Genomic DNA, 26,639 nt, shown 5'->3' on the forward strand with positions numbered 1-26,639 from the left:
TCCTTACCCCTCGATCAGTACGAACGGCCCCCACACGCCGGGGTTGGCTTCCCCCGGCATTCCGGCCCTATCAGCGATCATCTGCAATTGCGCCTCTCGCAAGGCCTGCGCCCGGTCTGCCCCGGTTTCAGCGCGGCGCAGGGTTTCGACCGACAGGAAGGCTGCTGCATCGTCGCGCACCGGCCAGTGTGACAGCAACAACGAGCGCGCACCCGCCACCTGAAACGCGCGTGCCAGTCCGCCATAAGTCGCGCCGCCGCGCCCATTTCCAGCGGCGGTGTTGCAGGCAGACAGGATCACCCAGTCGGCGGCAAGGTCCATCGCGGCGATTTCCGATGCAGTCAGCAAGCCATCTTCGGCAGAAGTCGGCGCGTCGGGTGGCGTCAGCACCAGCGCCGGTTCAGCCAGATCGCGAATTTGCCCACCGACCAGTCCGTGGGTGGAAAACGCCAGCACCCGGTAATCGCCCAGTGGCGCGGCGCGGACGCTGGCTTCGGTCGCATCAGCGCCAGTCAGCAGCAGGGCATCGTCGTGTGCGAAGGCGTTGCCCATCGCCGTCAGTTCGGCCAGCGATCCCGGCAAGGACGGCAATGCGCGCAATGTCTTGAGGTCGATATCCATCCCCCTCAACGAACGCGCGTCGCCATTTACGGCGGACAAAGCAGGCGCGCCGATCCCGGCAAAGGCATGCGACGGCGCTTTGTCCGATGGGGCCAGCGGGCGTAGCGACGGGCGCACGGCAATGGCAAAATCGCGGATCAGGAAGCGGGGTGTTTTCCCGGCGACCGGGGCCTTGCTCACCAGAACCGAGGGTGGAATCTGCGCCAGTGGCCCGCCTGCGGGGAAGATCAGCTTGCTTTTCCCTGTCAGCGCGGGCGCAAGCGCGGGGCCGAAGAAACGGCGATAGACTTCGTGCGCGGTGGCGCTGTCGAACGGGGTGGCCGCGCCATTCGCCATGCTGGATTCTTCCAGCGAAGCGCGCAGCCGGTCGATCAGCGCAGTGGTGGAATTATACGGCGAAGTCGTTTCATGCCAGATCACCGCATCGCGGGTGACAGCGATCGTGACATTGCGATCTTCCACTATCAGCGGGATCACAACCGCCTCTGCATCGCTCAGCCCTGCCTGCGTTTCCGCCAGCGTCAGCGGCGTGGGGCGCAGGATTTCGGCGTGGCGCGGATAATCGCTGTCGAGCTGGCGCTCGACTGCTTCGCGCTGCGCGATGGCGGTGGACAGTGCAGCGGCACCGGCCTTCCCATCGGCCAGTTGCTGGCGCGTGTCCGCCTCTGCCGCGCGGGCGGCCTGCACCCCTTCCAGCGCAGTGCGGAATCCCTCGGGATCCCCGGGATAGCTGAGTTTGGCGGACGATATCGCCAGTTCGCCCAGCGTGGCGAGCTGCGCGGCGCGCCATGCCTGTTCCATCCGGCCGGTCTTCAGCGCGACCCATGCGAAATCGCGGAACAGCGTGTTGTTCGATGCCGCTACGCTTCGCACATCCTGCGACCGGGCATATGCGTCGAGCATCTTGCTCTCGTTAGTCGCCACGCTGGCCTGCAACATCGCGAAGGCGCGGTCCGGATCGCCGGTGCGGGCGAATGTCTTGGCGATCATCACCTCTGCCGTGATCCGCGCCGGGTGCGTAGCAGGCAGCTTGGCGGCAAAGCCGGTTTCAGCCAGTTCGGCCATCGCGCGCGCATCGGCATTCTGCCCCAGAAAGCTGAGCGCGCGGGCGAGGCGGGACTGGATGAAGGCCCAGCGCAGATCGCCGGGGTCGGTCCCGTCGAGCAGAGCCAGTCCCTCGCGGTAAGACGCGGCGGCTTCTGCCACTTGCCCTTCGCCCAGCAACAGGCCGCCAATCAGCTCGCGGTGCATCGCGCGGTCCCCCGCCGGACGACCGCCTTCGACAGTGATCGCAAGCCGGGCAATGTCGAGCGCGGCCTGCCGTTCGCCCAGCCCGGATAGCGCGATCGCGCGGTATTGCAGGATGGGGTAGAGCCGCCGATCATCCCGCCCCCATTCGCGGGCCGCCAGATCGGTGATCCGGGCATAGATCGCTGCCGCTTCGCCAAACCGCCCCGCCGATTGCGCGCGGGCCGCCATATCGTACCATACGTCGATCCACAGCGGGTGGCCTTCGGGCAGGATATCGAGCGCGAGCCGTTCGGTCCGTTCGACAGCAGCGCGCCCCGCTGTGCGGTCGGCATATTGCAGGTGGCGGCCATATACGTTGGCGAACATGACTTGTGCCGGATCGTCCGCAGGCAGATCGCGCTGCGCCAGTTCCATCGCCTTGCGGAAAAACGCGACCGCACCGGGAAGATCGTCTCGCAGCATCGCATCGGCGCCCAGCGTCGCCTGCGATACCGCGGGGGCAAGCAGGGCGTCTCCCGCCGGTCGAGTGACGAACGCGGCCAGCCGGTTGCGCGCCTTGTCCTTTGCCGCAGCATCGTCGCTGGTTTGCAGGATCGCGCCTAGCCCGGTCACGGTGGCCAGCGGATCGAGGGCAGACCCCTGATAGCGCGCAAACAGATCGGCGGCGGCCTGATATCGCTCGGAAAAGTATGCGGCGGTGATCGCTTGCGAAGCGAGCGCGGCGATTTGCTGCGGGTCGAGATCGCCGTCGCCGGATTGCAGCGTGGCAGCGGCAGCTTCGTAGCGGGCGACGGTGCCGATAAACGGATCGTCCCCCACCGGCGGTGCGCTGTATGCCGGAACTGCGACAGCCATCAGAGCGGCAGCGATAACCGCTCTAGTCGAACACCAGGTAATACGATGCCTCATCTGCCCCCCGATTGGCGATCTCTATCGAATAACGTTGTGTGAAGATGGGTGTAAAGCGGCACGACCGGCCATAGGCAGGTTCGTGTTCGCACACGACTTTCGCTTTGGCGTCCAGCAGGCGCAGACGCAGCGGATGGCCTTTGCCCCCGGCCACGGAAATCTCGGTCGGCTTCCCGGCGAGGAAAATCTGGCTGGTCGCGCGCAGCTCTTCAGGTTTCAGTCGCCCGCGCAGGAACCCCGGCCCCAGCGCGCGGCCCCGCAGCGGCGGCCCGCTTTCGGTGGCGGCCTGTGACCAGCGATCGACTGTCTGTTCCCCGTCGGCATCGAGTGGCTTGACGCCGCGGTTACGCAACCGGTCGAGCAGGGTGGCCAGCGCCGTGCGGTCGCCCGCGTCATAGGCATCCTGCGCCGCCGCCAGATCGGTCGCGGCGAATACGGCAGAGCCTGCATCGGCAGGCAGGGCGGCGCGTATAGTCCCCTCGGCAGGCGCAGTGGCACATCCGGCCAGCGCAAATGGCAGCGCAATGGCGATGAACGTCAGCAAGCGGGCCGGGATCGTCATACGGCGTCCTCGCTTTCGGGTTCGACCACGAAGCGCGCGCCAATGGTGCCGGGTACGAGGTGGATTTGCAGCCCGTGGCGCGCCGCGATGGCGCGGGCCAGTGCAAGGCCCAGCCCGCTGCCCGATTGACCCCCGCTGGCCGCTTTGCCGCGATAGAACCGGTCGAACACCCGCTCGCGGTCGGCATCGGGGATACCGGGGCCATCGTCGCTGACTGTCAGGACCGGTCCGGGCGCCAGCTCCACCCGGATGGCGCCGTTATCGCGGTTATATTTGAAGGCATTGTCGAGAAGGTTGGTCACGATCCGGCCCAGTTGCGCTGCATCCCCGATCATGGTCACATCGGGGGCGATTTGCCACTGGAAATCATACCCGGCCTCTTCCGCGCTGTCGGCATAGAGTTCGCAGATACCGCTGACCATCGTGCTGAGATCGACCGGCTTCATCCCCTGACTATCACCGGTGCGCGCCTTGCTGGATGCGATGTCGAGCAGCGCCTCCAGCGTGCCGACCAGACGGCGGATTTCGCCCCGCGCTTCGGCCAGATGCGCTGCCGTTGTCGGGTCGCTGCCCTGCTGTTTGAGCGCCTTCACCAATCGCGTGTCGAGATGCATCAGCGGGGTACGGATTTCGTGCGCGATCTGTTCGGATGTTTCGCGGTTCGCTTCGGATAGCTGGCGCGCCCGCTTGATCGCGTCGGCGGCCTGACTGGCGATGCGGTCGATTTCGTCGGGGCGGTCCGGCATTGTCAGCCGCTTTAGCGCGTCGTCGTCGCTCGCTCTGAATGCGCTGCTGACTTGCGATACGCGCTGGCGAATGCGTCCGCTCGCCGCTTGCGCGAACAGCGCGATACAGGCGACGAAAATCGCCCCGCCCAGCAGGAACACTGTCGCTACCCGTGCCAGCAATGGCCCTTCGTCCAGCGGTTCGTGCGCGACCAGCAGGCGTAGGCCCGGCGCGATCAGCGTGGCGCGGGCATAGGCCTGCGTGCGGTCTCCGATAGGGATGGTTCCGCTTTCGGATATCGCGGGATCGAGCGCTGGCCACGACTGGATGTCGCCTGCTATCGCGCCGCCCTTTGCATCGGCCAGCAGATAGTGCGGGCGGCTGCCATCCACCGGCACCACGGCCAGACGATCGGCAATCCGCCGCTCCAGTTCCGACCGGCCACCGCTGGCGTGAATATCGATCAGACCCGCAAGGTCCACGTCCACATTGTTGCGGGTGGAGGTGGCCAGCGTTTCGCGGATCGTCTGGTCTGTCACCCACCACAGCCCGAGCAGGAGCACCGCCGACAGGATGGCCGACAGAAAAACGATATGCGTGAAGATGGAGCGGCGAGCGATTATGATGTGCGCCCCTGCAACAACCGATATCCCGCGCCCCACACCGTTTCCAGCGCGGGGCTGTCGAAGCCTTCTTCCAGTTTACGGCGCAGGCGGCCGATATTCACGTCCACTACGTTGGTCTGTGGGTCGAACGACATGTTCCACACATCGCGCAGCAGCATTTCGCGGGTTACGACTTCGCCGGCGTTTTCCATGAAATAGCGGAACAGTTCGAACTCGCGCGGGCTGAGCGGCAAGTGCCGGTTGTCGCGGAACGCGGTGCGCGCCTTCACATGACATTCGAACGCACCGAACAGGATCACGGCGCTGTGTTCACGCCCCGATGCCCGGCGGTGGAGCGCGCGGATGCGGGCGAGCAGTTCCAGGGCTTCGAATGGTTTGGCGAGGTAATCGTCGGCCCCGGCCTCCAGTCCTTCGGCCCGGTCGCCGGTGCGGCCCAGCGCGCTGAGCATCAGGATCGGCGTGCTGACTCCGCTGCCGCGCAGCCGCTGGACCAGTTCCAGCCCGTCGGCATCGCCCAGCATCCGGTCCATGATAATCACGTCGAACGGTTCCAGCCCGGCACGCTTCAGCCCGTCGGTGCCGTTGTTTTCGACTACGATGGTGTCGCCCTGTTGCCAGGCGAGTTCGCGCACCTCGGTTGCTGCGCGGGCATCGTCTTCGATGTAAAGGACTTTCATGCCAGTACCGTAGCCCCCAAACCGCGTGACATATCCTGCGCGCACTGTGCCGATGGATCGATCCCCTCGCAAGCGCGCGCGGACGATTGCGACGGAAAGGGAATGCCGAAAAGGCGGGCCCCGCAACAGGAGCAGGGCCCGCTAGGTGTCAGGGCAAATGCCCCTCGGGTCGCAATGCCTGTGTAGCAACGATCGCTGGCAGCGACCCGTGACAAATCTCGTTAGGAATTCGATTGCGGCCCTTTGCCGGGCGCAGAAACAGACACTTAACAGCAAATGTCATGATTCTAACGGCAATCGTGTCTGCGCCCTGTACACCGCGCTGAGTAAGAGTGAGCCATCACGGAAGGGATGGGTTCATGACAATACGGAAAACGATTTGCGGGGCGGCGATGGTTGCCGTTGCGGTACTGGTTGCAGGGCAGGCACAGGCCAAGGCCAGCAACGAAGCGGTGATGAAGGCGACCGGCGAATGCGTCTATGTCGTGCATGTTGCGGAATCGAACGGTGCGCGGCTCAACCACTCCAGCGAGCAGTGGGCGCAAGTGATCCATATGTTCGCGGAGCGGTATAAACTCGACGCGAAATCCTATGTCGACAAAGCCAAGGCGAAATACCGCAAGCGTTCCAAGGTGATGGGCGCTGACGAAGCGCTGTCGCACATGATGCAGCGCGCGAAAGCCTGCGACAAGGAACTGGAGGGGCTGTGATGATCCGCCCCGCCAACCCGCCGCGACGGGCAACGATGGCCGCTGCGGCGCTTGCGCTGATCATCTGTGCCGTGCCCGCTGTGCCGGTGGCGCAGGAAAGCGACGGGGCGGAATACCTGTTCGAATGCGGCGCGGCGCTGAACGTATCGGAATCGAAAGGCATCAAGCTGCCGATTTCCAGCAAGTTCGCCACCGATCACTTCGTGAAGGAAACCGGCGGCAGCGAAGAGGTGCAGGAACGCGCCGACGCCGAAGTGCGGCGGACATGGACCCGGATCCGCAAGGAGAAAGGGCAGGCGGGACTGGAAGCATATGTGCTGGGCACTGCACGCGATTGTTCCGATCTCTATCAGGAACTCGCCGCGCGCAAGGCCGGTACATACAAGCCGGGTGCCCGGAACGCGGCCACCCGGCAGGCCAGCGCACAGGCTCCGCAGCAAGCCCCAAAACAAGCCCCAAAACAAGCCAGCGCGCCGATGCAGTTGAATTCGCTGGGCACATTGTCCGCCGCATCGCTCCGCGCGCATGTCGCCAAAACCGGGGACTATGCAGCGGTCGCGGACTATCTCGTCTATCACTATCCCTATGGCAAAGACCTGTTCAAACCGAACGAGGATGGCGATTATCTGGGCGAAATTATCGCGCAGATCGGCGCCAAAGGGGTGCGTAGTTTCAGCGACGAAGCGATCTATGCCATCGCCTACAAGCATTACTGGCAATACAACCCGCCAGCCTCGCGCATCATAGAGGCGGAATATACCCGCCGCTTGCGGGCGAAGCGGCAATCGGTGGATGAAGGGCGCCGCTGGGCCGAACGCGCCGCTGCCGACCGCGCGCAGAAAGCGCGTCAGGCGAATGCGCGCCCCGTCGGCTCCATCGGGCGGCACTGCGAGAAGAACTATCGCCCGGCCGAACCCGGCAGCCCCGGTGCATGGGTCACCAAATGCTGGTGATCCGCCTTTCGTCGGCCGCGCGCGCCGCTATCCCCGCCATTGCCACCATGGCGATTGCGGCGGCAGCGTGGCTGTCCGCTCTGTCGCCCGCGTACGCGCAACCGGGGGGCGCGGTGAGTGCCGCGATTGCGCGCTGCGAAGCGGGTGACAGAGCGGCTTGCGGCGAAGCGGGCATGGCGCTGTCCGACACAGCCAGCCCGGCATACGATGCGTTTCTGAGCCTGCGGTTCCTGCAACAGGCGTGCGCGGCCAGTCAGGCCCCGGCCTGCGGGCGGCTGGCGCTGATCTTCTTCGCGGGGGAAGGGGATGTCGAGCGCGATCTGCCCAGCGCCGCCAATTTCGCCCAACGCGCCTGTGCAGAACAGGATCGCGACGGCTGCGAAGTGGCCGAAGCGGTGTTTGCCGACAGTGCATCGCCGCTGTTCGATGCGGAACAGGCGCTGCACTGTCGCCGGGTGAACTGCGACAGCGGCAACCGGCAGTCGTGCATCGATCTGGCGCATATTTATTACACGTTCGACGATTATCTGCCCGCGGAACAGATCGCACTCAACGCCTGCCGCCCTGCCGATCCGGCAAGTGCGGACATCTGCCGGTTCGGCAATCAGTTGCAGGCCCGCCGGCACAAGATCGAGGCGGAGCAGCAAGCAAAGAAGCAGGCCGCGCTGGATGCACAGGCGCAACGGAATGCGGTGTTCGATGCCTTCATGCAGCGGCGCGATTATGACGGGGCGCTGTATTACGCACTCTATCGCACGCGTTCGAAATCGCAGGCGGAGACCGCTGTGATGGCGGCAGCGCGCGCGGGGGCGATGTCGCGCATTTTCGAAGACCATCTCTACGTGCTGGAATACTGGTTCCCCAGCGGCGCCATCGCCGGAATCGTCGCGTCGGAAATGGCGAAGCGCAAGCGCGGTCGTGGCAACGACTGCGGCATCTGGAACTGCACCAATATGCCCGGCGCCAGCACGCGCCGGTGGCAGGCGGCGGGCGGATCGCGCGGGTCGGGGTATCGCTCATCGTCGGGCGGCAGTTCGTTCACACCGGTCCGCGTACCGAGCAGCGCGCAGATCGCGAAGCAGACCCGCGACCGATACCGATCGTACAATTGCACTGGCAGCAGGCGGCTCTCCAGCAGCCACCCGACCTGCCAATAAACCGAAAATGGGGTGAGACGATGAAGAAGAACATGCCGATCGCGGCACTGGCATTATTGATGGCGGCGCTGATCGCCGGGCCGGCCAGTGCACAGGCCAATCCCAATTCACCGGCAGAGCGGGCGTGCAAGGCGCGGTACGACGATATTTCCCGCAATCTCAATTCCACCCGCCCCGATAAACGCCGGGTCAGCGACGAAGAAATCGGCTGGGCCTTGCGGTATGAACAGGTGAACAAGGCAGGCAAGCCATGTTCCGAAGCCGATCAATCGCCGCAGCAGGCCACGGCATCGGCCAAGCCGGAAGCGCAGGCAGTGCGAATGGTCGAAGCGGGCGGCACCGGCAATGCGATGGAAGGGCAGAAAGCCTACAACTCCGGCGATTTCGCTACGGCCCGCACGAAATATCGCGCCGGGTGCATGACCGATGGCAACGCCGCCGCCTGCACCAATCTGGGCGCGATGGCGCGCACTGGCAAAGGCGGGGCGAAAGACCTGCCGCTGGCCCGCAGCGCATATCAGCGCGGCTGCGCCAAGGGCATGGCCGAAGCGTGCGAAAACTATGGCTCCATGCTGAAGAACGGTGTCGGCGGGCCGAAGGATTTTGCCGGAGCAATCGCTCCGCTGACCACTGCCTGCAACGCCAAAATGGCTACGTCGTGCTATGATCTGGGCACCAGCTATTTCTATGGCCGGGTGGGCAACGGGCCGGATTATGCCAGGGCGCGGCAATATCTGGCCAAGGCGTGCCCCGGCTATGCCGCCGATGGCTGCTATGCGCTGGCGATCCTGCAACGCGATGGCAAGGGCGGCGCGGTCGATCTGGCCGGTGCGGCCAAGGCATTTGCCCTGTCGTGCGAAGCGGGCAAATCCGACGGCTGCCTCGAATATGGCGTGGCGCAATATGGCGGCGCGGGGATCAGGATCGATATGGCCGGTGCCCGCAGCAGTTTCGGCAAGGCGTGCAATACCGGCAATGCCGGGGCCTGCATGAACGCAGCGATCATGTCGCGCGAAGGGCAGGGCGGTGCGCGCGATCCGGCGGCAGCGAAGCGGTATTTCAACCTCGGTTGCAAACTGGGCATTCAGGAAGGCTGCAAGCTGGCCGGGCAGGTGGGCGCATGATCCGCGCAGCAACATTCGCGCTGGCAGCGGTGGCGGCATTGGGTGCCGCTCAGCCGGGTAGCGCCAGCGAACAGGGCGCACGCGATGCCGCCACCCACAACGCCTTGTACGAAGACGCAAAGAAACTCGGCCTGTCGCCTCAGTCGGTTTCGGAAATGTACGAATGCGCGGCGATGTGGGACCGCTGGATCTATATCGTCGAAAGCGCGGCAGATGCCGATTTCGTACAGGCGCTGCATCCCGAACTCTCGGTCGGCAATGCCAAAGCGCGGCGTATCAAATGGACGCGCGAGGCCCGCCGGTTCGTCGATGCAGACCATGACGAAGACTATCTGGCAGAAAACAAGGCCGATGCCGAAAGCGAGGCCGACCGGCGATACACCCGCTATGCCAACGGTGAAGAGCGCGGGTTGAAGGTGATGATGGAATATCTGGGGATATGCCAGTGACCGGGTGGCATAGGCCCTGCTTGCTCGCCGCGCTGCTGGCCCCGGTCGGTCTGGCGCAACCGGCGCTGGCGCAGGAAGTGACCGGCGATGGCGAGATTGCTTACGTCGATCAGGTCGAAACCGTGCTCGTCTGCCCCGACGGCAAATATCAGAGCGGGTGCGACGAATCCGATCTGATCCGCGCGGTGGAGCGGATCGAAGACCTGCCGACCGATATCGAAACCCGCTGCCTCTATGAAACGAAGGCGCGGTGTTACCCGGTGGCGTTCGGGCGCATCATCACTGTCGAACAAGGGCGCCCGCTGACCTGGCAGCATATGGTGCTCTATCCCGAAGACGGGCCACGGGTCGAAATGATGGCGATCCTCGAAGGGGTGACTGCCAACGATTTGTATGTGCTGGTCGCGCGGCAGACAGAGGGGTGGTTCGCGCCGCCGCAACTGGTGGAAAACACCAACGAACTGATGCTGCTTCACGGACCGGGCCGCACCGGCGGCACCGGCATGGGCAATGCCGATATCGTCCTCTCCCGCCACGAACAGGGATGGACCACGTTCGATGTCAACGAACTGCTTTTCGAAGCGGAGCAGATGCTGCCGGCCGGGTTTTCGCTGGCGAGCGGAGTGAACTTCGATTTCCGCGAGATGTTCGTGGCCGTGCCGGTGAAGCGCGAGAGCGACGGCGGTTGCTGCGCCACCGGCGGCACGGCCTTCATCGACCTGGCAATGCCTGCGGGCAATCTGATGAACGTGGCTTCCATCACATTCAACGAAACAAAGCCGGTCGAAACCCACCGGATACAGGCACCCGGCAGCGAGGCGAATACACATGAATAAGCCATTCAAGACAGCGATACGGGTAGCTCTGGCAGCGGCGCTGGCGATGGCGTTGCCTGCTGGCGCGAATGCTCAGGCGCAAACCACGGCGCAGCAGCAACAGATGCAGCAGCAGATCCGCCAGTTTGCCAACATGTACATGGTGACGGACTATGCCCTCGGCGCCAACGAAAATTGCGACCTGTTCACGCTTGGCGAATATCGCGGCTTGCGGGTGTTTCGCGATCTGCTGCGATCCGATCTCGGCAAAGTGCTGAAGAAGGAGCAGGTCGATCAACTGAGCCTGTACGACAAAGCAAAGGCCGAATGGAAAGGGTGCCTCGCCCGCGCGAGCCATCCCAAGCAGTGGAAGACGATTGAGGACGCGCATGTGATGGCGCTGGCGATGATTGCGGCCCCTTCGAATATCGCCAGCGATTCCAAAACCTGCAAAGTGGACGGGGTGTACCAGGCGCTCAATCCGACCGAATGGAGGTTCGCGCGCACGGCCTCGGAAAGCGCAGCCGTTATCGCCAAGCGACGGACGGATTACGATGCGTTGACGAAGGAGTTCGCTGCGATCATCGACCGGCAGTGCCAGAAAGGCGTGTCGCAGATGATGCAGCCGGGATACGATTCGATCCTGCTGACAGAAGAAAACAATCTGTATCTCCAGAAAGGCAAAAAGCCGGTTCAGGTGTTCACATCGGTCGGCACCTACATCTCCGCCACCCCGATTTCGGCGGACATGGGAGCGTGGCGCTCGCGGCTTGGTAGCTTTCTTGGCACCCGCCCATCGCGGGGCCTGAACGTCTATCGCGTGCTCGACCGGGGGGATAAGCCGGTGGTGTTCTTCCACCTCTCCCGCCCCGGCACATTCGATCCGCACGGCAAGATACTGGTTGCCCGGCAGGGCGGCTGGATCGCCAGATTACGGAGCAATGTGGACGAAGTCGCGCTGAACCTGCCCGATGGATCGCGCATTGCGCTGACCAAGCAATCGGGCAGCGGCACCAACGTAATCGGCTCATCGGAATTCGTCCTGCCGCCCGATGGCAAAGCGAAGCTGGCGCGGCTGAGCGACGATGCGGCGGTCACGGTATCCTATCGCATGAATGGCAAGGAATGGACGCCATTCCTCGAAATCGGGCGCGACCCACCGGTGCAGAGCCAGAAAATGGGCAATATCCGCAAGGCGCTGATCTGGGCGAATGCGCCGATGCCTGCGAAGGAGGGCCGGCTGTGAGCGCGCTGATCCTTCGTTTCCTCGCGCCGGTTGTGCTGATCACGCTCGGCCTTGCTCCTCTCCCTGTACAGGCGACGGAGCCTGCCGCCGATCCTGCCCCGGCTGCCGATCCGGCCACCGGGTGCGAGGCCGATCGCAACGGGCGGGCCTGTCTCGATCAGGCGATCCGGCTCTATCATGGCAAGGATATCGCGCAGGATTACACCGCTTCCCGCCGGTTCGCGGCCAGGGCTTGCGCGCTGGAGGAAATGCTGGGCTGCAACTACCTCGGCGCACTGCTGGAAGATGGGCTGGGTGGCCCGGTCGATGTGCCCGGCGCGGTGCGGAATTACCGCCGCGCGTGTGATGGCGGCTATAGCGGGGCGTGTCACAATCTGGGGCAGACGCTGTATGAAAACGCAGTGAAAGGCTCCCCCGAACTGGCAGATGCCCGTGCCGCCTTTGTCAAAGGGTGCGAGGCCAGCATCCCGGATTCGTGCAACAATTATGCCGTGATGATGAAATTCGGGGAAGGCGGGCCACAGGATCTGGTCGGCGCGGTGTCGATGTTCGAGGCGGTGTGCGAAGAAGGCAAGAACGTCGATGCCTGCGCCAATCAGGGTTACATGCTGATAATGGGCGAAGGCATCGCGAAAGACCCGGCCCGCGCGGCAAAGCTGCTGAGCGGTGCGTGCGAACAAGGCTCCACTTTCGCCTGCGACAATTACGGGCTGATTCTCGTCAACGGTCTTGCCGGGGATCGCGATCCGTCGCGTGCGAAATCGCTGTTTGCCGCTGCCTGCAAGAGCGGTGAAACCAACGCCTGCTACAATCTGGGTGAAGTGCTGATAGACGATCTGGCCGGGGCGAAAGATCTGCCCGCCGCCCGCGCCGCTTACAGCACAGCCTGCGATGGCGGCATCGTCAGCGCGTGCAGCAAACTGGCGCAGATGAAGTTCGATGGTCAGGGCGGCCCGCAGGATCGCCCCGCCGCGCGGCAGATGTATGCCGACCTGTGCAGCGGCGGCGATGCCCGTTCTTGCATGACCTTCAACGTGCTGGCCGAATTGGGCGAAGGCGGCCCACGTGACCGTGCGGCATCGAACCACGCGCTGGAAAAGGGATGCAGCCTTGGTCATGAGATCGCCTGTTCGGCGCTGAAGATACGCCAGGGCGAGAAATAGCGGGAGGCGGCAGCACTTTCCCCTTTCGTCCCACTGTCGCCAGCGATGCTAATCGCTTGCCAAATTGTGCAAATTTGTATGAAAGAAGCCCCATAAGGCTGGTTATTCAACGCAAGCGGCCATGCATGGGGGAGAATATGGCATCACGTAGCGTGGCAACAGGCCGCGCGCGGGGCGATCCGGCGAATTCGGAATCCGCGCAGCAACTGGTGCAGGCCGCAATCGATCTGATGCGCGAACGCGACACACTGGATGTGTCGTTCGTCGATATTGCCGAGCGGGCAGGGCACCCGCAGGGCCTGATCGGATATTATTTCGGCAACAAACAGGGGCTGCTGGTCGCCGCGCTCGAACGCAGCATCGCCCGCGCGCTGGCCCAACTGGAAAGCCTGCTCGCTGCCGATTACGATCCGGTCGAAAAGATGCGGATGCATCTGAACGGTATTGCCGAGGCATATTACCGCTTCCCGTTTTTCAACCGACTGTTGCAGGCGATGGTCCGCGATGGTTCCCCCGAATATGCCGCCCGGCTGACGCAGCGGCTGATCCAGCCGATGATGGATGCACAGGCAGCGATCATCGACGCCGGGGTGGCGCAAGGGGTGTTTCGTCCGGTCGATAAGAAGCTGTTCTATTTCGCAACAGTGGGCGCGGCAGACGGGCTGAATGCGGCGCGCTTTATCCTCGGTGGGGCGTTGGGGCAGGAAATCGACGCCGAATCCAGCAAGCGCAATGCCGCGGCGATCATCGATTTCTTCCTCGCCGGCCTGATGAGCAGGGATTGATCGCGGCGCGCTGGCGATCATGGCGCGGCACCGGTTTCGAAATATGGGTATGGCCAGCGGTCTGCGGTTGGACTAGGTATTCTTTCGCAACCCGGCTCGATATCGGGGGCTGCGTATGCCGCGCAGCGGGGACGAGAGGATTATTATGAGCGAAGCGACCGTCAATCCCGGCATGGACCCGGAACTGTTCGAACAGTTCATCGACCAGCTCGACCGCTATGTTCGCGAACGCCTGATCCCGGCGGAACGCGAAGTGATCGAAAACGATCGCATCCCCGACGATATCGTTCAGGAAATGAAGGATATGGGGCTGTTCGGGCTTTCTATTCCCGAAGAGTTCGGCGGTGCTGGGCTGAACACCACGCAATATGCCCGCACAGTGAAAACCATCGCCTATGCCGCGCCAGCCTATCGTTCGATCTTCTCGATCAATATCGGGATGTTCAATTCCGCGATCAAAAACGGCGGGACAGACGCGCAGAAGGCCGAATGGTGGCCCCGCATCGCCGGGGGCGAAATCGCCTGTTTCGGCCTGACAGAGCCGGGATCGGGCAGCGACAGCGCGGCGATGGCGACAACTGCGCGCCCCGATCCAGATGGCAACGGCTGGATATTGAACGGCACCAAACGCTACATCACCAATGCCCCGCACGCGCAGGTCGGCCTGATCATGGCGCGCACGGAGAAAGAGAATCTGCCCAAGAACGCGCATGTTTCCGCATTCATCGTGTCGATGGATGCGCCGGGCGTGTCGGTCGGCAGCCCGGACAAGAAAATGGGGCAGGCAGGCAGCCATATCGCAGATATCATGCTCGACGATGTGCACGTGCCGGGCGACGCGCTGCTGGGTGGGGAAACCGGCAAAGGTTTCGTGTTCGCGATGAAGAGCCTCGACAACGGGCGTATTTCGGTGGGCGCGGCCAGCACCGGCTATGCCCGCCGCGCGCTCGACAGTGCCTTGCGCTATGCGACGGAGCGCAAGGCGTTTGGCGAACCGATTGCCAACTTTCAGCTGATCCAGCAGATGCTGGCTGAAAGCGAGACGGAGATCTACGCCGCCGAATGCATGATGGCCGACGTAACCGCGCGCGCCGACCGGGGGGAGAATATCCTGCGAAAAGCCGCGGCATTCAAAGTGTTCGCCAGCGAAATGTGCGGCCGGGTGGTAGACCGCGTGGTGCAGATATACGGCGGCGCGGGCTATCTGGCGGAGTACGATGCAGAGCGGTTTTTCCGCGATGCCCGCATCTATCGCATCTACGAAGGCACCACGCAGATCCTCCAGCTCCAGATCGCCAAACACATGCTGCGCGAATTCGCCGCGCAGGGGTGAGGCCGGGGGCGGGGGCGTTCTGCTCCGTCTCGCCTCCGTGCCTGTCCCGGCACCCGCCCGCAACGCTCGTCATTGCGAACGGAGTGACGTAATCCATGGACCGAGGGCGCAGCCCATCGCGTGTGTTGTGGCCGGGGGCGAAGTGCGGGTCATGGATTGCCACGTCGCCTGCGGCTCCTCGCAATGACGAGGGGAGGGGGTGGGCGTGATAGTATTGACCCAAGCATCGGAAGTGCGGGCCCAAATCCACTCCGTGCCTTCGTGCCTTCGTGTGACAAGCCTCCGCCCGCCTCCCCTCCATCGCGGCGGTTGTGGCCGGGGAAGGGCGGCCCTTGGATTGCCACGTCGCCTGCGGCTCCTCGCAATGGCGAGGGGAGGGGGTGGGCGTGGCTGCCAGCCAATCGGCATGCTCCACTAACATCGTCACCCCGGCCTCCGAGCCGGGGTCCAGCTTTCACTGGCGCCGCGTTGGAAAAAAGCGGGGCCCCGGATCAGGTCCGGGGCGACGTGGGTGGGGAGTGGGTCCGTTCCGCTTTGCCTCACCTCCGTGCCTGCCGTGTCACCGTGGCCCTTGAGCCAGAGGCCGGACTACCCGCACCCCCGCCTTGCCACTCGTCATTGCGAACGGAGTGACGCAATCCATGGACCGAGGGCGCAGCCCATCGCGTGTGTTGTGGCCGGGGAGAAGTGCGGGTCAGGGATTGCCACGTCGCCTTCGGCTCCTCGCAATGACGAGGGGAGGGGATACGCGTGATAGTATTGGCCAAGCATCGGCAGTGCGGGCCCAAATCCACTCCGTGCCTTCGTGCCTTCGTGTGACAAGCCTCCGCCCGCCTCCCCTCCATCGCGGCGGTTGTGGCCGGGGCAAGGGCGGTCCCTGGATTGCCACGTCGCCTTCGGCTCCTCGCAATGACGAAGGCGGGACGGTCGGGTGACGCGGTGTTCGGGCCTGCGTTAGCTGAGTCCTGCGCCGACCCCGGTGATCGTGCCTGACGCGTCCCGCCTGCCTCCGGGCTTCGCGCTGTCGGCTCGCGTCTCGCGTTCGGTCGCCATATTCTCGGCGCTCGATGCGGTGCAGTATTCCTTTAGAAAGCGGGTGACCGTTGCCAGATCGTCATCCGAAAAGCGATCGATCACGCTTTGCCCCTGCGCGATGGTCGAAAGGTAGGGGCGGAGGAACTCTTCGATTTTGTCGTCCCTCAGCGAAATCCATACTTTGCGGCGATCCTGCCGGTCGACTGTGCGTTCGACCAGATCGTTGGCTTGCAGGCGCTTGACCAGCGCAGTCACCGATCCGCTGGTCAGCGCGAGGGCGCGGCCCAGGTCGCCTGCTGTCATCGGGCCGGACAGGTAAAGCTGTTCGATGGCGCGCACTTCGGTCGTTCCCAGGTCGAAGTGGCGCGCAACCATCACCGCCTTTTCAAGCAGTTGAGACGCCAGCTCGCGCGTCAGGCGCGCTATTTCCAGATGTGGCTCTAGCATTGACCGGTCATGCGAAATTGTCCTCCCGCTAACCGATTAATGTAATTGTTAATCCGTGAAAAGAGCGGGCGGCCAATTAATCAAAAGCCTGATTTATCGCACCAATGCGGTGGCGGGGGTTACTGCTGCTCCATCCCGGTGACGCTGCGAAGGGTATAGGCGGCGGTCAGCAACTGGCCTTGCGCCGCGATCCGGGCGGATTCGGCAGACAGCGCCTCGCGCGTGGCGTCGAGCAGGGCGAGTTGCGGCTTGGCCCCAGCTTTCACTTCCAGACGGGTGCCGCGCAGCGCCTCTTGCGTGGCGGTGGCGCGCTTTTCCGCGGCGGCGAGCATCGCGCGGGCCGATTGCACGGCCTCGAAGCCCTGCACGGCCTGTATCCGCACCCCTTGCTCGGCCAGCCGCGCATCGGCGGCGGCGGCGCGGGCTTCGGCCTCTGCCTTGTCGACTTTGGCCCCGACTCTGCCGCCGGTGAAGAATTTCCACTCCCCGCGCAGGCCCACGCTGGCGCTGTCGGCGGCGTATCCGGGGAAGAACTGGTCGCGCACGCTGGACGCTTCGGCATAGGCGCCGACTGTCGGCATTCGCTCTGCTTTGGCGGCGCGGACTCCGGCACCGGCCATGTCGGCGGCCTTGCGTGCCTGCGCCACTTGCGGGTTGTCCGCTGCGGCGAGCGTGGCGGCCTGTTCGGCACTGGCGGGCACCACCGGCGGCGGGGGCAGCGCGGTGTCGGGCGCGATCGGGCGCCCGGCCAGCGCGCTCAGCCGGGCCTGCGCTTCGTTCAGCGCGCCTTTTGCCCCGGCGCGGCCTGCCTCCGCCTCTGCCAGACGCGCCTCTGCCTGTGCGACATCGGTCGAGGTGGCGGAGCCGACTTTGAACATCAGCTGCGAATGCCGCACCGCTTCCTGCAAAGTATCGATCATCGCGCCATAGCTGGCGACCTGCTGCTGCGCCGCGAGCGCCTGCGTGTAGGCGGCGATTACCTGCAACCGCAGGTTGAGCGCAGCGGCATCGGCACCGATCGCGGCCATTTCGCGCCCGGCCTGCGCCTGTGCCACCGCAGCCCCGATCCGCCCGCCAGTGAACAGTGGCATTTCCGCCCCCACTTGCGCCACGCGGGGGGTGACGTTTTCCGCCTGCAAGCCGAAGAACCCGCGCGGATCGATCCGGCCATAGCCGATCTGCCCCTGCACACTGGCGCTGGGATTCCGCTCTGCCCGCGCCTGCGCCACAGCGGCATCGGCGGCATCGGCGCGGGCCTGCGCCGCCTCTATCGCAGGCGAATGCGCCAGCGCGGCAGCCAGCGTTTCATCCAGCGTTTCAGCAGCGACGGGGGTCGCGAGCGCAGCGGATGCCAGCGCGACGGCCAGCGCGACCGAAGGCAGTGCGGCAGAAGGGGAGCGGGGGAAAACGATACGCATCGGTTCTCTCAGCTAAGGGCGATCAGCGGCCAGGCGATCAGCGAAAGGCGCAGCCCGGTGCCACACCCAGACGGCGGAAAATCATCGCCGCGGGGCAGAATCCGGTCACGCTCGCCTGCAACATGTTCAGCCCGGCAAAGATCGTCAGCGCGATCCAGTATGGGTGGACAGTGACCGACAGGATCGATCCCGCCAGCACGACAATCGCGGCAAAGGCCAGCACGGCACGGTCGAGGTTCATCGCAACATCTCCTTCAACACGAGGTCAGTCCATCGTCAGTTTCTTGATCCCCAGCACATGCAGCGCGAGCTTTTCATAGAACGGCTCGCTCTCACCCTTGCGGATCTTGCGGAGGAAATATTTTTCGAAGCCGATCTTCGCCAGATGGACCCATTTCCCTTCGGATGCCCAGTTGGTGTTGCGCGGCGGGATCTGCGGCTTGGCGACGAAGGCCACCCCGCCATCCCCGAAATCGGCCAGACAGATCGCGTTCCAGCTCGCCTCGTGCGTCGGTTCCTGCCCGTCGAGAATTTCCTTCAGGTTCTGCGCGATGGCGGTGACCATGCTTTCGATCATAAAGCCGGTCTTGGGCACGCCCACCGGCACCGGGGTCGGCCCGGTCGGCGGGATCGCGATGCACACGCCCAGCCCGAAGACATTGCTGTATTTCGGATTGCGCTGATGTTCGTCCACCAGCACGAAACCGCGCGGGTTGACCAGCCCGTCCAGCCCCATCAGCGCGGGGATGCCGCGGAACGGCGGCATCAGCATGCACCACCCGAAATCGAGATCGTGGCGCTTCTTCTCGCTGCCGTCTTCGTTCACTTCGGTGATGTGGATCGTGCCGGGTTCGACACTGTCCACTTTCGCATTGGTGACCCATTTGATGTGCCGGTCGCGCATTTCGCTTTCCAGCAAGCCCTTGGTATCGCCCACGCCGTCCAGCCCGAGGTGCCCGATATAGGGTTCGGGGGTGACGAACGTCATTGGCACTTTGTGGCGAATGCCGCGCTTCTTCAGCTCGGTATCGAGGATCATCGCCATTTCGTAGGCCGGGCCATAGCAACTGGCCCCCTGCGCCGCGCCGACCACAACCGGGCGCGGGTTGGCGCAAAGCTCTTCGAACCGTGCACGCGCCTGCTGTGCACTGGCGGTTTCGCAGATCGACACAGTGTTGCGATCCGGGCCGAAGCCGTCGATTTCATCCCACGCCAGATCGGGGCCGGTGGCAATCACCAGATAATCATAATCGATATATGAGTCATCGTTCAGCTCGATCCGGTTATTCACCGGGTCCACCTTGCGCGCGCCCGTGCCGGTGAAGGCGATACCGTGTTTTTCCATCACCGGCGGCAAATGCACCTGCAGCGCCTCCGGCTCCCGCCAGCCCACGGCGACCCACGGATTCGACGGTACGAACCAGTAATCGTCGCCTTTGTTGACGACCGATACGCGCGCCTTGCCCCGCGTGGCGCTGGCGATCTCGTAAGCGGCGATCGTGCCGCCCAGACCGGCGCCCAGGACAACGATATGGGGTTGGGACATCATCGAATCCTCTCTTGCGATTACGGGTTGACGGATAAAACATATACACGATATATGCAAATCAATAATCGAAAGGATCGAAAATGTTCGGTTTCGGCAAAAAATCTCCCGTCCGCGAAGTGTCTGCGGGCGAACTGCACACGATGGTCTCCAATGGTCAGGCGGTGGTGGTCGATGTGCGCGAACCCGGCGAATTCGCGGGCGGGCACATTCCCGGCGCGATCAATCTGCCGCTGTCGCAATTCGATCCCGCGCAACTGCCCGCTGCGGAAGGCAAGACCGTGGTGCTCAACTGCGCGGGCGGGGTTCGTTCGGCCAAAGCGCTGGCGAAATGTTCGGATGTGCCGGTCGACACCCACCTTGCCGGTGGCATGGGCGCATGGAACAGTGCAGGCCTACCGGTCGAGAAATAAGGCCAAAAACGAAATGAGGGCAACGATGCGGGCAACGGCACTGATCCTTGCACTGGGCGGCAGTCTGGCGCTGGCGGCATGTGGCGACAGCGAAGTGGCGCAGGCACCGGCGAAAACGGCGGCCAGCGGCCCCGTGCTGGTGGTGCGTCAGGCCGAAGTGCCCAACTGGACAGCAGTGAGCGCGGAAGTCGCCACTGTCGATCAGGCGCAAGTCATGGCCCGCATCCCCGGCATCCTCACCGCACTTTCCGTGAAGGAAGGCGATTATGTGAAGCGCGGGCAGGCGATTGGCCGTGTGGTCGATAGCCAGCTTGGCTATCAGTCGGGGGCCTATGGTGCGCAGGCCGCCGCGGCGCAGGCGCAGGCGGCACAGGCGCAGGCGGAGCTGTCGCGCACCCGATACCTTTATGAAAACGGCGTCTATGCCAAGGCGCGACTGGAACAGGCGCAGGCGGCCGCCGCTGCCGCGCAGGCGCAGGTCCGCGCTGCGCGTGAACAGCAGAAAGCGGTGGGCGCGGTGGCCGGGCAGGGCGCATTGATCGCCCCTGCCAGTGGCCGTGTGCTGGCGGCAGACGTGCCCGCCGGATCGGCGGTCGCCCCTGGAATGGTGATCGCCACGATCACCTCCGGCCCGGTGGTCCTGCGGCTCGATCTGCCTGAATCGCTGGCGGCGAAGGTTCATCCCGGCTCTGCCGTGCGGGTCACTACCGATGACGGGACCGAGCGGACCGGCACGATTGCGCGGGTCTATCCCTCGGTCGCGGCGGGGCAGGTGCGCGCCGATGCCGATGTGCCGGGGCTGGATGCCGCGCTGATCGGGCGGCGGGTGGCCGCGCAGGTCGATGGCGGATCGCGCAAGGGGCTGATCGTGCCCGCCGATTATGTCGTCACCCGCTTTGGCGTCGATTACGTGACGGTTAAGCCGAAACAGGGTGAAGCCGCCGCTGTACCGGTGCAGACCGCACCGGCGGGCGAAGCGGGCAAAGTCGAAATCCTCTCCGGCGTGTCGGCGGGCGATATGCTGGTGAAGCCCGCTGCCAAAAGCGGTGCCCCAACGAAAGGCGGGGCGGCGCAGAAATGAGCGGTGAAGCGGTGAACCTGGGCATTTCCGGGCGGCTGACGCGGGCGACGATCCAGTCTCCGCTCACGCCGCTGCTGCTGCTGGCTGCGATCCTCGTCGGCCTGATCGCGACGATGACGATCCCGCGCGAGGAAGAGCCGCAGATCAAAGTGCCGATGGTCGATATCCGTGTCGCCGCGCCCGGCCTGTCGGCCAGCGATGCGGTGGAACTGGTGGGAAAGCCGCTGGAAACCATCGTCAAATCGATCGACGGGGTGGAACACGTCTATACTCAGGCGGAAGATAACGGGGTGATGGTCACTGCCCGCTTCCTCGTCGGGTCGGACCCGGAAGACGCCGCGGTGCGGGTCAACGAGAAGATACAGGCCAATATCGACCGCATCCCCGTGGGCATCCCGCCGCCGCAGATCACTGTGCGCGGGATCAACGATGTGCCGATTGTCGTGCTGACGCTGACGCCCAAACCCGGTGCGCCCGGTAACTGGAGCGATCAGTCGCTCTATGAACTGGCCGACCGGCTCAAGACCGAAATCGCCAAAGTGGGCGATGTCGGCCTCACCTTCGTCGTCGGCGGGCAACAGCAGGCGATCCGTATCGTCCCCGATCCGGCGAAGCTGGCCGCGCATCAGGTGCCGCTCAATGCCGTGATCGATGCCGCCAGTCAGGCCAACCGTTCGTTCCCCACTGGCACTGTGCGCGAAAACGGGCGGGCGGCCACGGTGGTGGTGGGCCAGACGGTGTCGGGCGCGCAGGAAGTGGGCAATCTGCAAGTCCGCTCTGTCACCGGCGCGCCGGTATATCTGCGCGATGTCGCGACCGTTACCGAAGGGGCGACACAGGATCAGGCCCGCGTGTGGGACTGGTCGGGCGATGGCAAGGATGGCGCGTGGAACACGGCACCGGCGGTGAGTCTGGCGGTGGCCAAGCGGGCCGGGGCCAATGCCGTGACGGTGTCCGAAAATGTCGTCGAGCGGGTGCACGAACTCGAAGGGTCGCTGATACCCGAAAGCGTGAACGTGCAGGTCACCCGCAATTACGGCGAAACCGCGAACGAGAAAGCGAACGAGCTGCTGTTCCATCTCGCGCTGGCAACAGTGTCGATCGTGCTGCTGATCGGTTTCGCCATCGGCTGGCGCGAAGCGGGGGTGACAGCCATCGTGATCCCCACCACGATCCTGCTGACGATGTTCGCCAGCAATGTGATGGGATTTACCATTAACCGGGTCAGCCTGTTCGCGTTGATCTTCTCCATCGGCATTCTGGTCGACGATGCGATCGTGATGATCGAAAACATCGCCCGCCACTGGGCCATGCCCGATGTCGGCACCGATGGCGGCCGCACCCGCCAGCAAGCCGCGATCGAAGCCGTGGCCGAAGTGGGCAACCCCACTATCGTCGCAACGCTGACTGTGGTCGCGGCGCTGCTGCCGATGCTGTTCGTGTCGGGCCTGATGGGGCCGTACATGGCGCCGATCCCGATCAACGCCAGCGCGGCAATGGTGTTCAGCTTTTTCGTGGCTGTGATCATCGCGCCGTGGCTGATGATCCGGTTTGCTCGCGCGACATTGGCCAATCACGGGCATGACGCGGGTCATCCCGATAAATTGGGGGCGCTTTATGGCAGATTCGCCGCCCGTGTGGTGAAAGACCGCAAGTCGGCACGAAATTTCCTTATATTTGTGGGGATTGCGACTCTCATATCGTGTTCAATGTTCTATCTTGAACTGGTCACGGTGAAGCTGCTGCCATTCGATAATAAGTCGGAAGTTCAACTGGTTGTGGACCTTCCCGAAGGCACCAGTCTGGAACAGACCGGGCGCGTGCTGGAACAGGCGGCCACCGTCGCCCGGCAAATGCCCGAAGTGGTCAGTATGCAGGCCTATGCCGGGGCAAGCGCACCGTTTAATTTCAACGGGTTGGTGCGGCATTACTTCCTGCGCGACCGCCCGTGGATGGGTGACGTGATGGTCACTCTGCTGCCCAAGGGGGATCGCTCCCGCTCCAGCCACGAAATCGCTGTCGATATGCGTAAGCGTTTGGAAACAATCGCTTTACCGCCCGGTGGATCGATCAAGGTTGTCGAAACGCCACCCGGCCCGCCGGTTCTCGCCACGCTGCTGGCCGAAATCTACGGCCCCGACGAAGCGAGCCGCCGCGCGACCGCTTTGCAGGTAGAAAAGATATTTAAATCAGTGCCTTTCATCGTCGATGTCGACAACAGCTTTGGCCAGCAGACCCCGCAATTGCGGCTGGTGGCGGACCGCGACCGGCTCGACCATTACGGCCTCTCCGAACGGCAGGTGTACGACAGTATCGGTGCACTTATGGCTGATCAAACAGTGGGTTACGCCCCGCAAGGGCTGGGCCGTACTCCCCTGCCGATCCGCATCGGCCTCGACCAGTCGCAACGCAGCTGGAGCCAGTCGCTCGGCGCCACCCCGGTTGCCGCCGCGCAAGGCCCGATGGGACCGCAATTAATCCGTCTGGATCAAGTAGTTGACGCGCGCGAGAGCAAGGGCAGCGAAGCGCTGTTCCGCCGCGACGGACGCGGCGTGGCGATGGTCACCGCCGAACTTGCTGGCCGCTACGAAGCGCCGATTTACGGGATGCTGGCGGTGGACAAGGCCATCGATGAATTCGATTGGGCAGCGCATGGTCTTGAAAAACCAGAGATAAGTCTGAACGGCCAGCCAGCGAACGAACAGCAGACCACATTGCTGTGGGATGGCGAATGGGAAATTACCTGGGTCACCTTCCGCGATATGGGCGGCGCCTTTATGGTCGCTTTGCTGGGCATCTATGTGCTGGTTGTCGGGCAATTCCGCAACTTCAAGATTCCGCTGGTGATCCTCACTCCCATCCCGCTGACGCTGATTGGTATCGTATTGGGTCATATGCTTTTTTCCGCGCCATTCACGGCCACCAGCATGATCGGTTTCATCGCGCTGGCGGGGATTATCGTTCGCAATTCGATCCTGCTGGTCGACTTTATCCGCCACGCCCGCAGCCCGGACAGGTCGCTGCGCGACACGCTGCTGGAAGCGGGCATGATCCGCTTCAAACCGATTGTGCTGACTGCAGCGGCTGCGATGATCGGGGCGGCGGTGATCCTGACGGACCCTATTTTTCAAGGGCTTGCGATCTCTCTCCTGTTCGGTCTGGCCAGTTCGACTCTGCTGACGGTGTTGGTTATCCCGGCGATCTACGTCGTGCTGCGCGATGATGGCCGTCCGCTCACCTTGTTCGATAAGCCGCAGGATGAAGAACCCGACGCCGCTTGACCGAACGCAATGACCGGATAGCGAAGCGGCGCGATCACTTGCCGCATGTCACACGAAACGCTCGATAATATCATCATCGTCGGCGCTGGTCCGGCAGGTTTGGCACTGGCGCGGAGTCTGGCCGATGCGCCGGTGCGCATCACCCTGCTGGAATATCAATCCGAAGAGAGCATTGTCGATCCCGCACCCGATGGCAGAGAGATCGCACTGACGCTCCGGTCCCAACGCATCCTGAATGATCTGGGCGTCTGGCCTTTGATTCCAAAGGAAGAAATTCACCCGCTGCGGGGCGCGCGCGTGCGCGACGGCAGATCTTCGTTCGCGATGGCCATCGATCCTGTTGGGCGAGATAGCGATAACCTCGGCAATCTGGTTCCCAATCACGCGATCCGACGCGCGCTCTATCAATCGGTTACGGGGCAGGCGCGGCTGGATCTGCGCACTGAACAGCGCGTGATCGGTGCAGCCGTCACCGAAGGCGGTGCAGAGGTTCGTCTGGCGTCTGGCGAGACACTGCGCGGCGCAATGGTGGTGGCAGCGGACTCGCGCTTTTCCGCAGTGCGTGGGATGTTGGGCATAGGGGCACGAATCCATAAAACGGAACGGACGATGATCTGTATGCGGGTGCGTCATTCGGACGACCCGCTGGGTGGTAAGGCACTGGAATGGTTCGACCACGGGCGCACGGTTGCGCTGCTCCCGCTCGGCCTCGGACTGACTTCGTTTGTGCTTACTTTGCCTGACGCGAAAGCGGCGGATTTCCTCGCCTGGCCCGAGGCATGTCGCGAATCCTATGCCAAGGCGATCCTCGTCGGGGAACTGGGCGATATCGAAGCGGTGGAGCAACCGTTCGCCTATCCACTGACGATGACCTTCTCCGAACGCTTCGTGCGCCCACGTGCGGCGTTAGTGGGTGATGCGGCGGTAGGTATGCACCCGGTGACGGCGCACGGATTCAACTTCGGTCTCGCGGGTGCATGGGAGCTGGGGCGCGTTCTGCGTGGCGGAATGCCACGCTATGCCCGTCTGGTGCGATATGCGATCGAGCAGCAGATGGCGACTTTGCCGCTGTACGAAGCGACGCGCCATCTCGTGGGGCTCTATACCGACGATACGCCCTTTGCCCGTCCGGTGCGGAAAGCAGTCTTGCGGTTGGGCGCGAGCAAACCGGTATCCGGCGCGCTGGCCCTTTTGCTATCGGGCAATCGCAGGCTGGGCATTCCGGCCAGGTCTGCCGGGTTGCCCAGCCTGCCGCCCGGCCCGCTTAGTCGTTTGAGCGGCTGACGATACGGGCGAAAGTCGCCGCCCCGCCGCCACTGTGGAGTTGCGCTGCCCGCCGGTCGCGCTGTGCGCCCAGATTGGTGCCGGCGAGCGCATCGAGCAGGTCGCTCGCGCCCAGCATTTGCTCGCGATCGACGCGGTAGTAGATCTTCTTCCCGTCGCGCCGGGTAGTGACCAGGTCCGCTTTACGCAAAATGGCCAGTTGCTGCGACAGGCCCGGCTGCGAAATGCCGGTGAGATCCTCGATCTCGCTCACCGCGTGATCTGTATCCTTGATCGCACAGAGGATCTGCAGGCGTACCGGATGGGCAATGGCGCGCAGCAATTCGGCGCTGCCTTCGAAATCGCGTTCTGGATTACTGGCCATCGCGCCCTCCGGCCCTGAACGGGGAATAGAACCAGTCGTTTGCTTTGCTGTCGGAGAGGACCTTCCCAATAGTCTCTTCAGGATCGCGCAACAATGCGTCGCCCGGTTGCCAGTTTGCCGGAGCCAGTGCGTCGTTGCGTTCCGCCTCCTGCAAAGCCTTCACCAGACGCAGCATTTCGGGGATCGATCGCCCGACATTGAGCGGGTAGCAGATCGAGGCATGCAAAATGCCGCCCGGCCCGATGAAATACGTGGTGCGAACAGTGGTCGCATCGGCGGCATCGCAGCTCATCATTCCGTAAGCGCGGGCGATCTCCATCGATGGATCTTCCACCAGTGGAAAGCCGACCTTCACCCCAGACAGTTCGTGGATCGCACGCAGCCACGCGAGGTGAGAGTAAAGACTATCGACGGAATGGCCAATCAGCGCGCAATCGAGCGCGGCAAAATCTGCCTCAGCCTTCGCCAGTTCGATCAGCTCACTGGTGCAAACAGGTGTGAAATCAGCGGGGTGGGCAAACAGGATGAACCACCGATCGTCATAATCGGCGAGGTCGATCGCCCCTTGCGTGCTGCGCGCTGCAAAACGTGGCACGATATCCCCAATGCGAAGCGGTGGGGTGTCCTGAGTGTTGTCTGAAAATGGCGCCATCAGCCTTGTCT

Annotated in this window: 24 protein-coding genes; 14 read left to right on the forward strand and 10 right to left on the reverse strand. The window is 63.7% G+C overall.

The window, feature by feature from the left end; genetic code table 11:
* Nucleotides 1-3: 3 nt before the first annotated feature.
* The 4 genes from D6858_RS07830 to D6858_RS07845 are packed head-to-tail and all read right to left on the reverse strand — an operon-like array spanning nucleotide 4 to nucleotide 5,372.
* Nucleotides 4-2,727: a CHAT domain-containing protein gene (locus D6858_RS07830; protein ID WP_120108788.1), complete on the reverse strand. Its 2,724-nt coding sequence runs from the start codon at nucleotides 2,725-2,727 to the stop codon at nucleotides 4-6.
* A 22-nt stretch (nucleotides 2,728-2,749) separates the two neighbouring features.
* Nucleotides 2,750-3,343, reverse strand: coding sequence for a hypothetical protein (locus D6858_RS07835; protein WP_120108790.1), 594 nt, complete (start codon nucleotides 3,341-3,343; stop codon nucleotides 2,750-2,752).
* Nucleotides 3,340-4,731 (reverse strand): sensor histidine kinase, encoded by a 1,392-nt coding sequence (locus tag D6858_RS07840; RefSeq protein ID WP_240623757.1) that lies wholly within the window; start codon nucleotides 4,729-4,731, stop codon nucleotides 3,340-3,342. Before D6858_RS07840 ends, D6858_RS07835 begins: the two co-directional genes overlap by 4 nt.
* A complete protein-coding gene (locus tag D6858_RS07845) occupies nucleotides 4,689-5,372 on the reverse strand; it encodes a response regulator transcription factor (RefSeq protein WP_120108792.1) in 684 nt (227 codons plus the stop codon). Before D6858_RS07845 ends, D6858_RS07840 begins: the two co-directional genes overlap by 43 nt.
* A 359-nt stretch (nucleotides 5,373-5,731) precedes the next feature.
* On the opposite strand from D6858_RS07845, the gene D6858_RS07850 reads away from it, so the two are divergent.
* The 10 genes from D6858_RS07850 (at nucleotide 5,732) to D6858_RS07895 (ending at nucleotide 15,107) form a co-directional block, all read left to right on the forward strand.
* Nucleotides 5,732-6,082 (forward strand): hypothetical protein, encoded by a 351-nt coding sequence (locus D6858_RS07850; RefSeq protein WP_133305258.1) that lies wholly within the window; start codon nucleotides 5,732-5,734, stop codon nucleotides 6,080-6,082.
* Nucleotides 6,082-7,035 carry a hypothetical protein gene (locus tag D6858_RS07855; RefSeq protein WP_120108796.1) on the forward strand — a complete coding sequence of 318 codons (954 nt, stop codon included), beginning with the start codon at nucleotides 6,082-6,084 and terminating at the stop codon, nucleotides 7,033-7,035. Before D6858_RS07850 ends, D6858_RS07855 begins: the two co-directional genes overlap by 1 nt.
* Nucleotides 7,014-8,192 carry an SEL1-like repeat protein gene (locus tag D6858_RS07860; RefSeq protein ID WP_240623758.1) on the forward strand — a complete coding sequence of 393 codons (1,179 nt, stop codon included), beginning with the start codon at nucleotides 7,014-7,016 and terminating at the stop codon, nucleotides 8,190-8,192. Before D6858_RS07855 ends, D6858_RS07860 begins: the two co-directional genes overlap by 22 nt.
* 20 nt (nucleotides 8,193-8,212) lie before the next feature.
* Nucleotides 8,213-9,316: a tetratricopeptide repeat protein gene (locus tag D6858_RS07865; protein WP_240623759.1), complete on the forward strand. Its 1,104-nt coding sequence runs from the start codon at nucleotides 8,213-8,215 to the stop codon at nucleotides 9,314-9,316.
* Nucleotides 9,313-9,765, forward strand: a complete 453-nt coding sequence (locus D6858_RS07870; RefSeq protein WP_120108798.1) for a hypothetical protein — start codon at nucleotides 9,313-9,315, stop codon at nucleotides 9,763-9,765. Before D6858_RS07865 ends, D6858_RS07870 begins: the two co-directional genes overlap by 4 nt.
* Nucleotides 9,762-10,601 (forward strand): hypothetical protein, encoded by an 840-nt coding sequence (locus D6858_RS07875; RefSeq protein ID WP_133305259.1) that lies wholly within the window; start codon nucleotides 9,762-9,764, stop codon nucleotides 10,599-10,601. The genes D6858_RS07870 and D6858_RS07875 overlap by 4 nt, the downstream gene beginning before the upstream one ends.
* A complete protein-coding gene (locus tag D6858_RS15805) occupies nucleotides 10,594-11,826 on the forward strand; it encodes a hypothetical protein (RefSeq protein ID WP_165859660.1) in 1,233 nt (410 codons plus the stop codon). The genes D6858_RS07875 and D6858_RS15805 overlap by 8 nt, the downstream gene beginning before the upstream one ends.
* Nucleotides 11,823-12,989, forward strand: coding sequence for a tetratricopeptide repeat protein (locus D6858_RS07885; protein WP_165859661.1), 1,167 nt, complete (start codon nucleotides 11,823-11,825; stop codon nucleotides 12,987-12,989). Before D6858_RS15805 ends, D6858_RS07885 begins: the two co-directional genes overlap by 4 nt.
* Nucleotides 12,990-13,126: 137 nt before the next feature.
* Nucleotides 13,127-13,774 carry a TetR family transcriptional regulator gene (locus D6858_RS07890; protein WP_165859662.1) on the forward strand — a complete coding sequence of 216 codons (648 nt, stop codon included), beginning with the start codon at nucleotides 13,127-13,129 and terminating at the stop codon, nucleotides 13,772-13,774.
* A 145-nt stretch (nucleotides 13,775-13,919) separates the two neighbouring features.
* Entirely contained in the window at nucleotides 13,920-15,107 is a 1,188-nt protein-coding gene (locus D6858_RS07895; RefSeq protein WP_240623760.1) for an acyl-CoA dehydrogenase family protein, read from the forward strand.
* A 954-nt stretch (nucleotides 15,108-16,061) separates the two neighbouring features.
* Here D6858_RS07895 and D6858_RS07900 read toward each other — a convergent pair.
* The 4 genes from D6858_RS07900 to D6858_RS07915 form a co-directional block, all read right to left on the reverse strand.
* Nucleotides 16,062-16,589, reverse strand: a complete 528-nt coding sequence (locus D6858_RS07900; RefSeq protein WP_120108809.1) for a MarR family winged helix-turn-helix transcriptional regulator — start codon at nucleotides 16,587-16,589, stop codon at nucleotides 16,062-16,064.
* 119 nt (nucleotides 16,590-16,708) lie between these two features.
* Entirely contained in the window at nucleotides 16,709-18,007 is a 1,299-nt protein-coding gene (locus tag D6858_RS07905; protein ID WP_120108811.1) for a TolC family protein, read from the reverse strand.
* 37 nt (nucleotides 18,008-18,044) lie between these two features.
* On the reverse strand, nucleotides 18,045-18,248 hold the full coding sequence (locus D6858_RS07910; protein ID WP_120108813.1) for a YgaP family membrane protein: 204 nt from the start codon (nucleotides 18,246-18,248) through the stop codon (nucleotides 18,045-18,047).
* Nucleotides 18,249-18,272: 24 nt separating this feature from the next.
* Entirely contained in the window at nucleotides 18,273-19,556 is a 1,284-nt protein-coding gene (locus D6858_RS07915; protein WP_338067280.1) for an NAD(P)/FAD-dependent oxidoreductase, read from the reverse strand.
* A gap of 80 nt (nucleotides 19,557-19,636) precedes the next feature.
* Between D6858_RS07915 and D6858_RS07920 the strand changes: the two genes are divergently transcribed.
* The 4 genes from D6858_RS07920 to D6858_RS07935 are packed head-to-tail and all read left to right on the forward strand — an operon-like array spanning nucleotide 19,637 to nucleotide 25,612.
* Nucleotides 19,637-19,966: a rhodanese-like domain-containing protein gene (locus D6858_RS07920; protein WP_120108816.1), complete on the forward strand. Its 330-nt coding sequence runs from the start codon at nucleotides 19,637-19,639 to the stop codon at nucleotides 19,964-19,966.
* Between the two features lie 25 nt (nucleotides 19,967-19,991).
* Complete coding sequence (locus D6858_RS07925) at nucleotides 19,992-21,047, forward strand: efflux RND transporter periplasmic adaptor subunit (protein ID WP_240623761.1); 1,056 nt, start codon at nucleotides 19,992-19,994, stop codon at nucleotides 21,045-21,047.
* An 11-nt stretch (nucleotides 21,048-21,058) separates the two neighbouring features.
* On the forward strand, nucleotides 21,059-24,328 hold the full coding sequence (locus D6858_RS07930; protein ID WP_120109589.1) for an efflux RND transporter permease subunit: 3,270 nt from the start codon (nucleotides 21,059-21,061) through the stop codon (nucleotides 24,326-24,328).
* A gap of 45 nt (nucleotides 24,329-24,373) precedes the next feature.
* Nucleotides 24,374-25,612 (forward strand): FAD-dependent monooxygenase, encoded by a 1,239-nt coding sequence (locus D6858_RS07935; protein ID WP_120108820.1) that lies wholly within the window; start codon nucleotides 24,374-24,376, stop codon nucleotides 25,610-25,612.
* Here D6858_RS07935 and D6858_RS07940 read toward each other — a convergent pair.
* Complete coding sequence (locus D6858_RS07940; protein WP_120108822.1) at nucleotides 25,593-25,976, reverse strand: ArsR/SmtB family transcription factor; 384 nt, start codon at nucleotides 25,974-25,976, stop codon at nucleotides 25,593-25,595. The two genes, D6858_RS07935 and D6858_RS07940, sit on opposite strands and share 20 nt — an antisense overlap.
* Nucleotides 25,966-26,628 carry a peroxiredoxin gene (locus D6858_RS07945; protein WP_120108824.1) on the reverse strand — a complete coding sequence of 221 codons (663 nt, stop codon included), beginning with the start codon at nucleotides 26,626-26,628 and terminating at the stop codon, nucleotides 25,966-25,968. The genes D6858_RS07940 and D6858_RS07945 overlap by 11 nt, the downstream gene beginning before the upstream one ends.
* Nucleotides 26,629-26,639 lie beyond the last annotated feature (11 nt).

The sequence above is a fragment of the Tsuneonella suprasediminis genome (genome assembly GCF_003605755.1).
GTDB lineage: Bacteria > Pseudomonadota > Alphaproteobacteria > Sphingomonadales > Sphingomonadaceae > Tsuneonella > Tsuneonella suprasediminis.

Excerpts from the sequence above, each read along its gene's own strand:
- D6858_RS07830 (WP_120108788.1), bottom strand. The coding sequence starts at position 2,727 with ATGGCTGTCGCAGTTCCGGCATACAGCGCACCGCCGGTGGGGGACGAT.
- D6858_RS07835 (WP_120108790.1), bottom strand. The coding sequence starts at position 3,343 with ATGACGATCCCGGCCCGCTTGCTGACGTTCATCGCCATTGCGCTGCCA.
- D6858_RS07845 (WP_120108792.1), bottom strand. The coding sequence starts at position 5,372 with ATGAAAGTCCTTTACATCGAAGACGATGCCCGCGCAGCAACCGAGGTG.
- D6858_RS07850 (WP_133305258.1), top strand. The coding sequence starts at position 5,732 with ATGACAATACGGAAAACGATTTGCGGGGCGGCGATGGTTGCCGTTGCG.
- D6858_RS07855 (WP_120108796.1), top strand. The coding sequence starts at position 6,082 with ATGATCCGCCCCGCCAACCCGCCGCGACGGGCAACGATGGCCGCTGCG.
- D6858_RS07860 (WP_240623758.1), top strand. The coding sequence starts at position 7,014 with ATGGGTCACCAAATGCTGGTGATCCGCCTTTCGTCGGCCGCGCGCGCC.
- D6858_RS07865 (WP_240623759.1), top strand. The coding sequence starts at position 8,213 with ATGAAGAAGAACATGCCGATCGCGGCACTGGCATTATTGATGGCGGCG.
- D6858_RS07870 (WP_120108798.1), top strand. The coding sequence starts at position 9,313 with ATGATCCGCGCAGCAACATTCGCGCTGGCAGCGGTGGCGGCATTGGGT.
- D6858_RS15805 (WP_165859660.1), top strand. The coding sequence starts at position 10,594 with ATGAATAAGCCATTCAAGACAGCGATACGGGTAGCTCTGGCAGCGGCG.
- D6858_RS07890 (WP_165859662.1), top strand. The coding sequence starts at position 13,127 with ATGGCATCACGTAGCGTGGCAACAGGCCGCGCGCGGGGCGATCCGGCG.
- D6858_RS07895 (WP_240623760.1), top strand. The coding sequence starts at position 13,920 with ATGAGCGAAGCGACCGTCAATCCCGGCATGGACCCGGAACTGTTCGAA.
- D6858_RS07900 (WP_120108809.1), bottom strand. The coding sequence starts at position 16,589 with ATGCTAGAGCCACATCTGGAAATAGCGCGCCTGACGCGCGAGCTGGCG.
- D6858_RS07905 (WP_120108811.1), bottom strand. The coding sequence starts at position 18,007 with ATGCGTATCGTTTTCCCCCGCTCCCCTTCTGCCGCACTGCCTTCGGTC.
- D6858_RS07910 (WP_120108813.1), bottom strand. The coding sequence starts at position 18,248 with ATGAACCTCGACCGTGCCGTGCTGGCCTTTGCCGCGATTGTCGTGCTG.
- D6858_RS07915 (WP_338067280.1), bottom strand. The coding sequence starts at position 19,556 with ATGATGTCCCAACCCCATATCGTTGTCCTGGGCGCCGGTCTGGGCGGC.
- D6858_RS07920 (WP_120108816.1), top strand. The coding sequence starts at position 19,637 with ATGTTCGGTTTCGGCAAAAAATCTCCCGTCCGCGAAGTGTCTGCGGGC.
- D6858_RS07925 (WP_240623761.1), top strand. The coding sequence starts at position 19,992 with ATGCGGGCAACGGCACTGATCCTTGCACTGGGCGGCAGTCTGGCGCTG.
- D6858_RS07935 (WP_120108820.1), top strand. The coding sequence starts at position 24,374 with ATGTCACACGAAACGCTCGATAATATCATCATCGTCGGCGCTGGTCCG.
- D6858_RS07940 (WP_120108822.1), bottom strand. The coding sequence starts at position 25,976 with ATGGCCAGTAATCCAGAACGCGATTTCGAAGGCAGCGCCGAATTGCTG.
- D6858_RS07945 (WP_120108824.1), bottom strand. The coding sequence starts at position 26,628 with ATGGCGCCATTTTCAGACAACACTCAGGACACCCCACCGCTTCGCATT.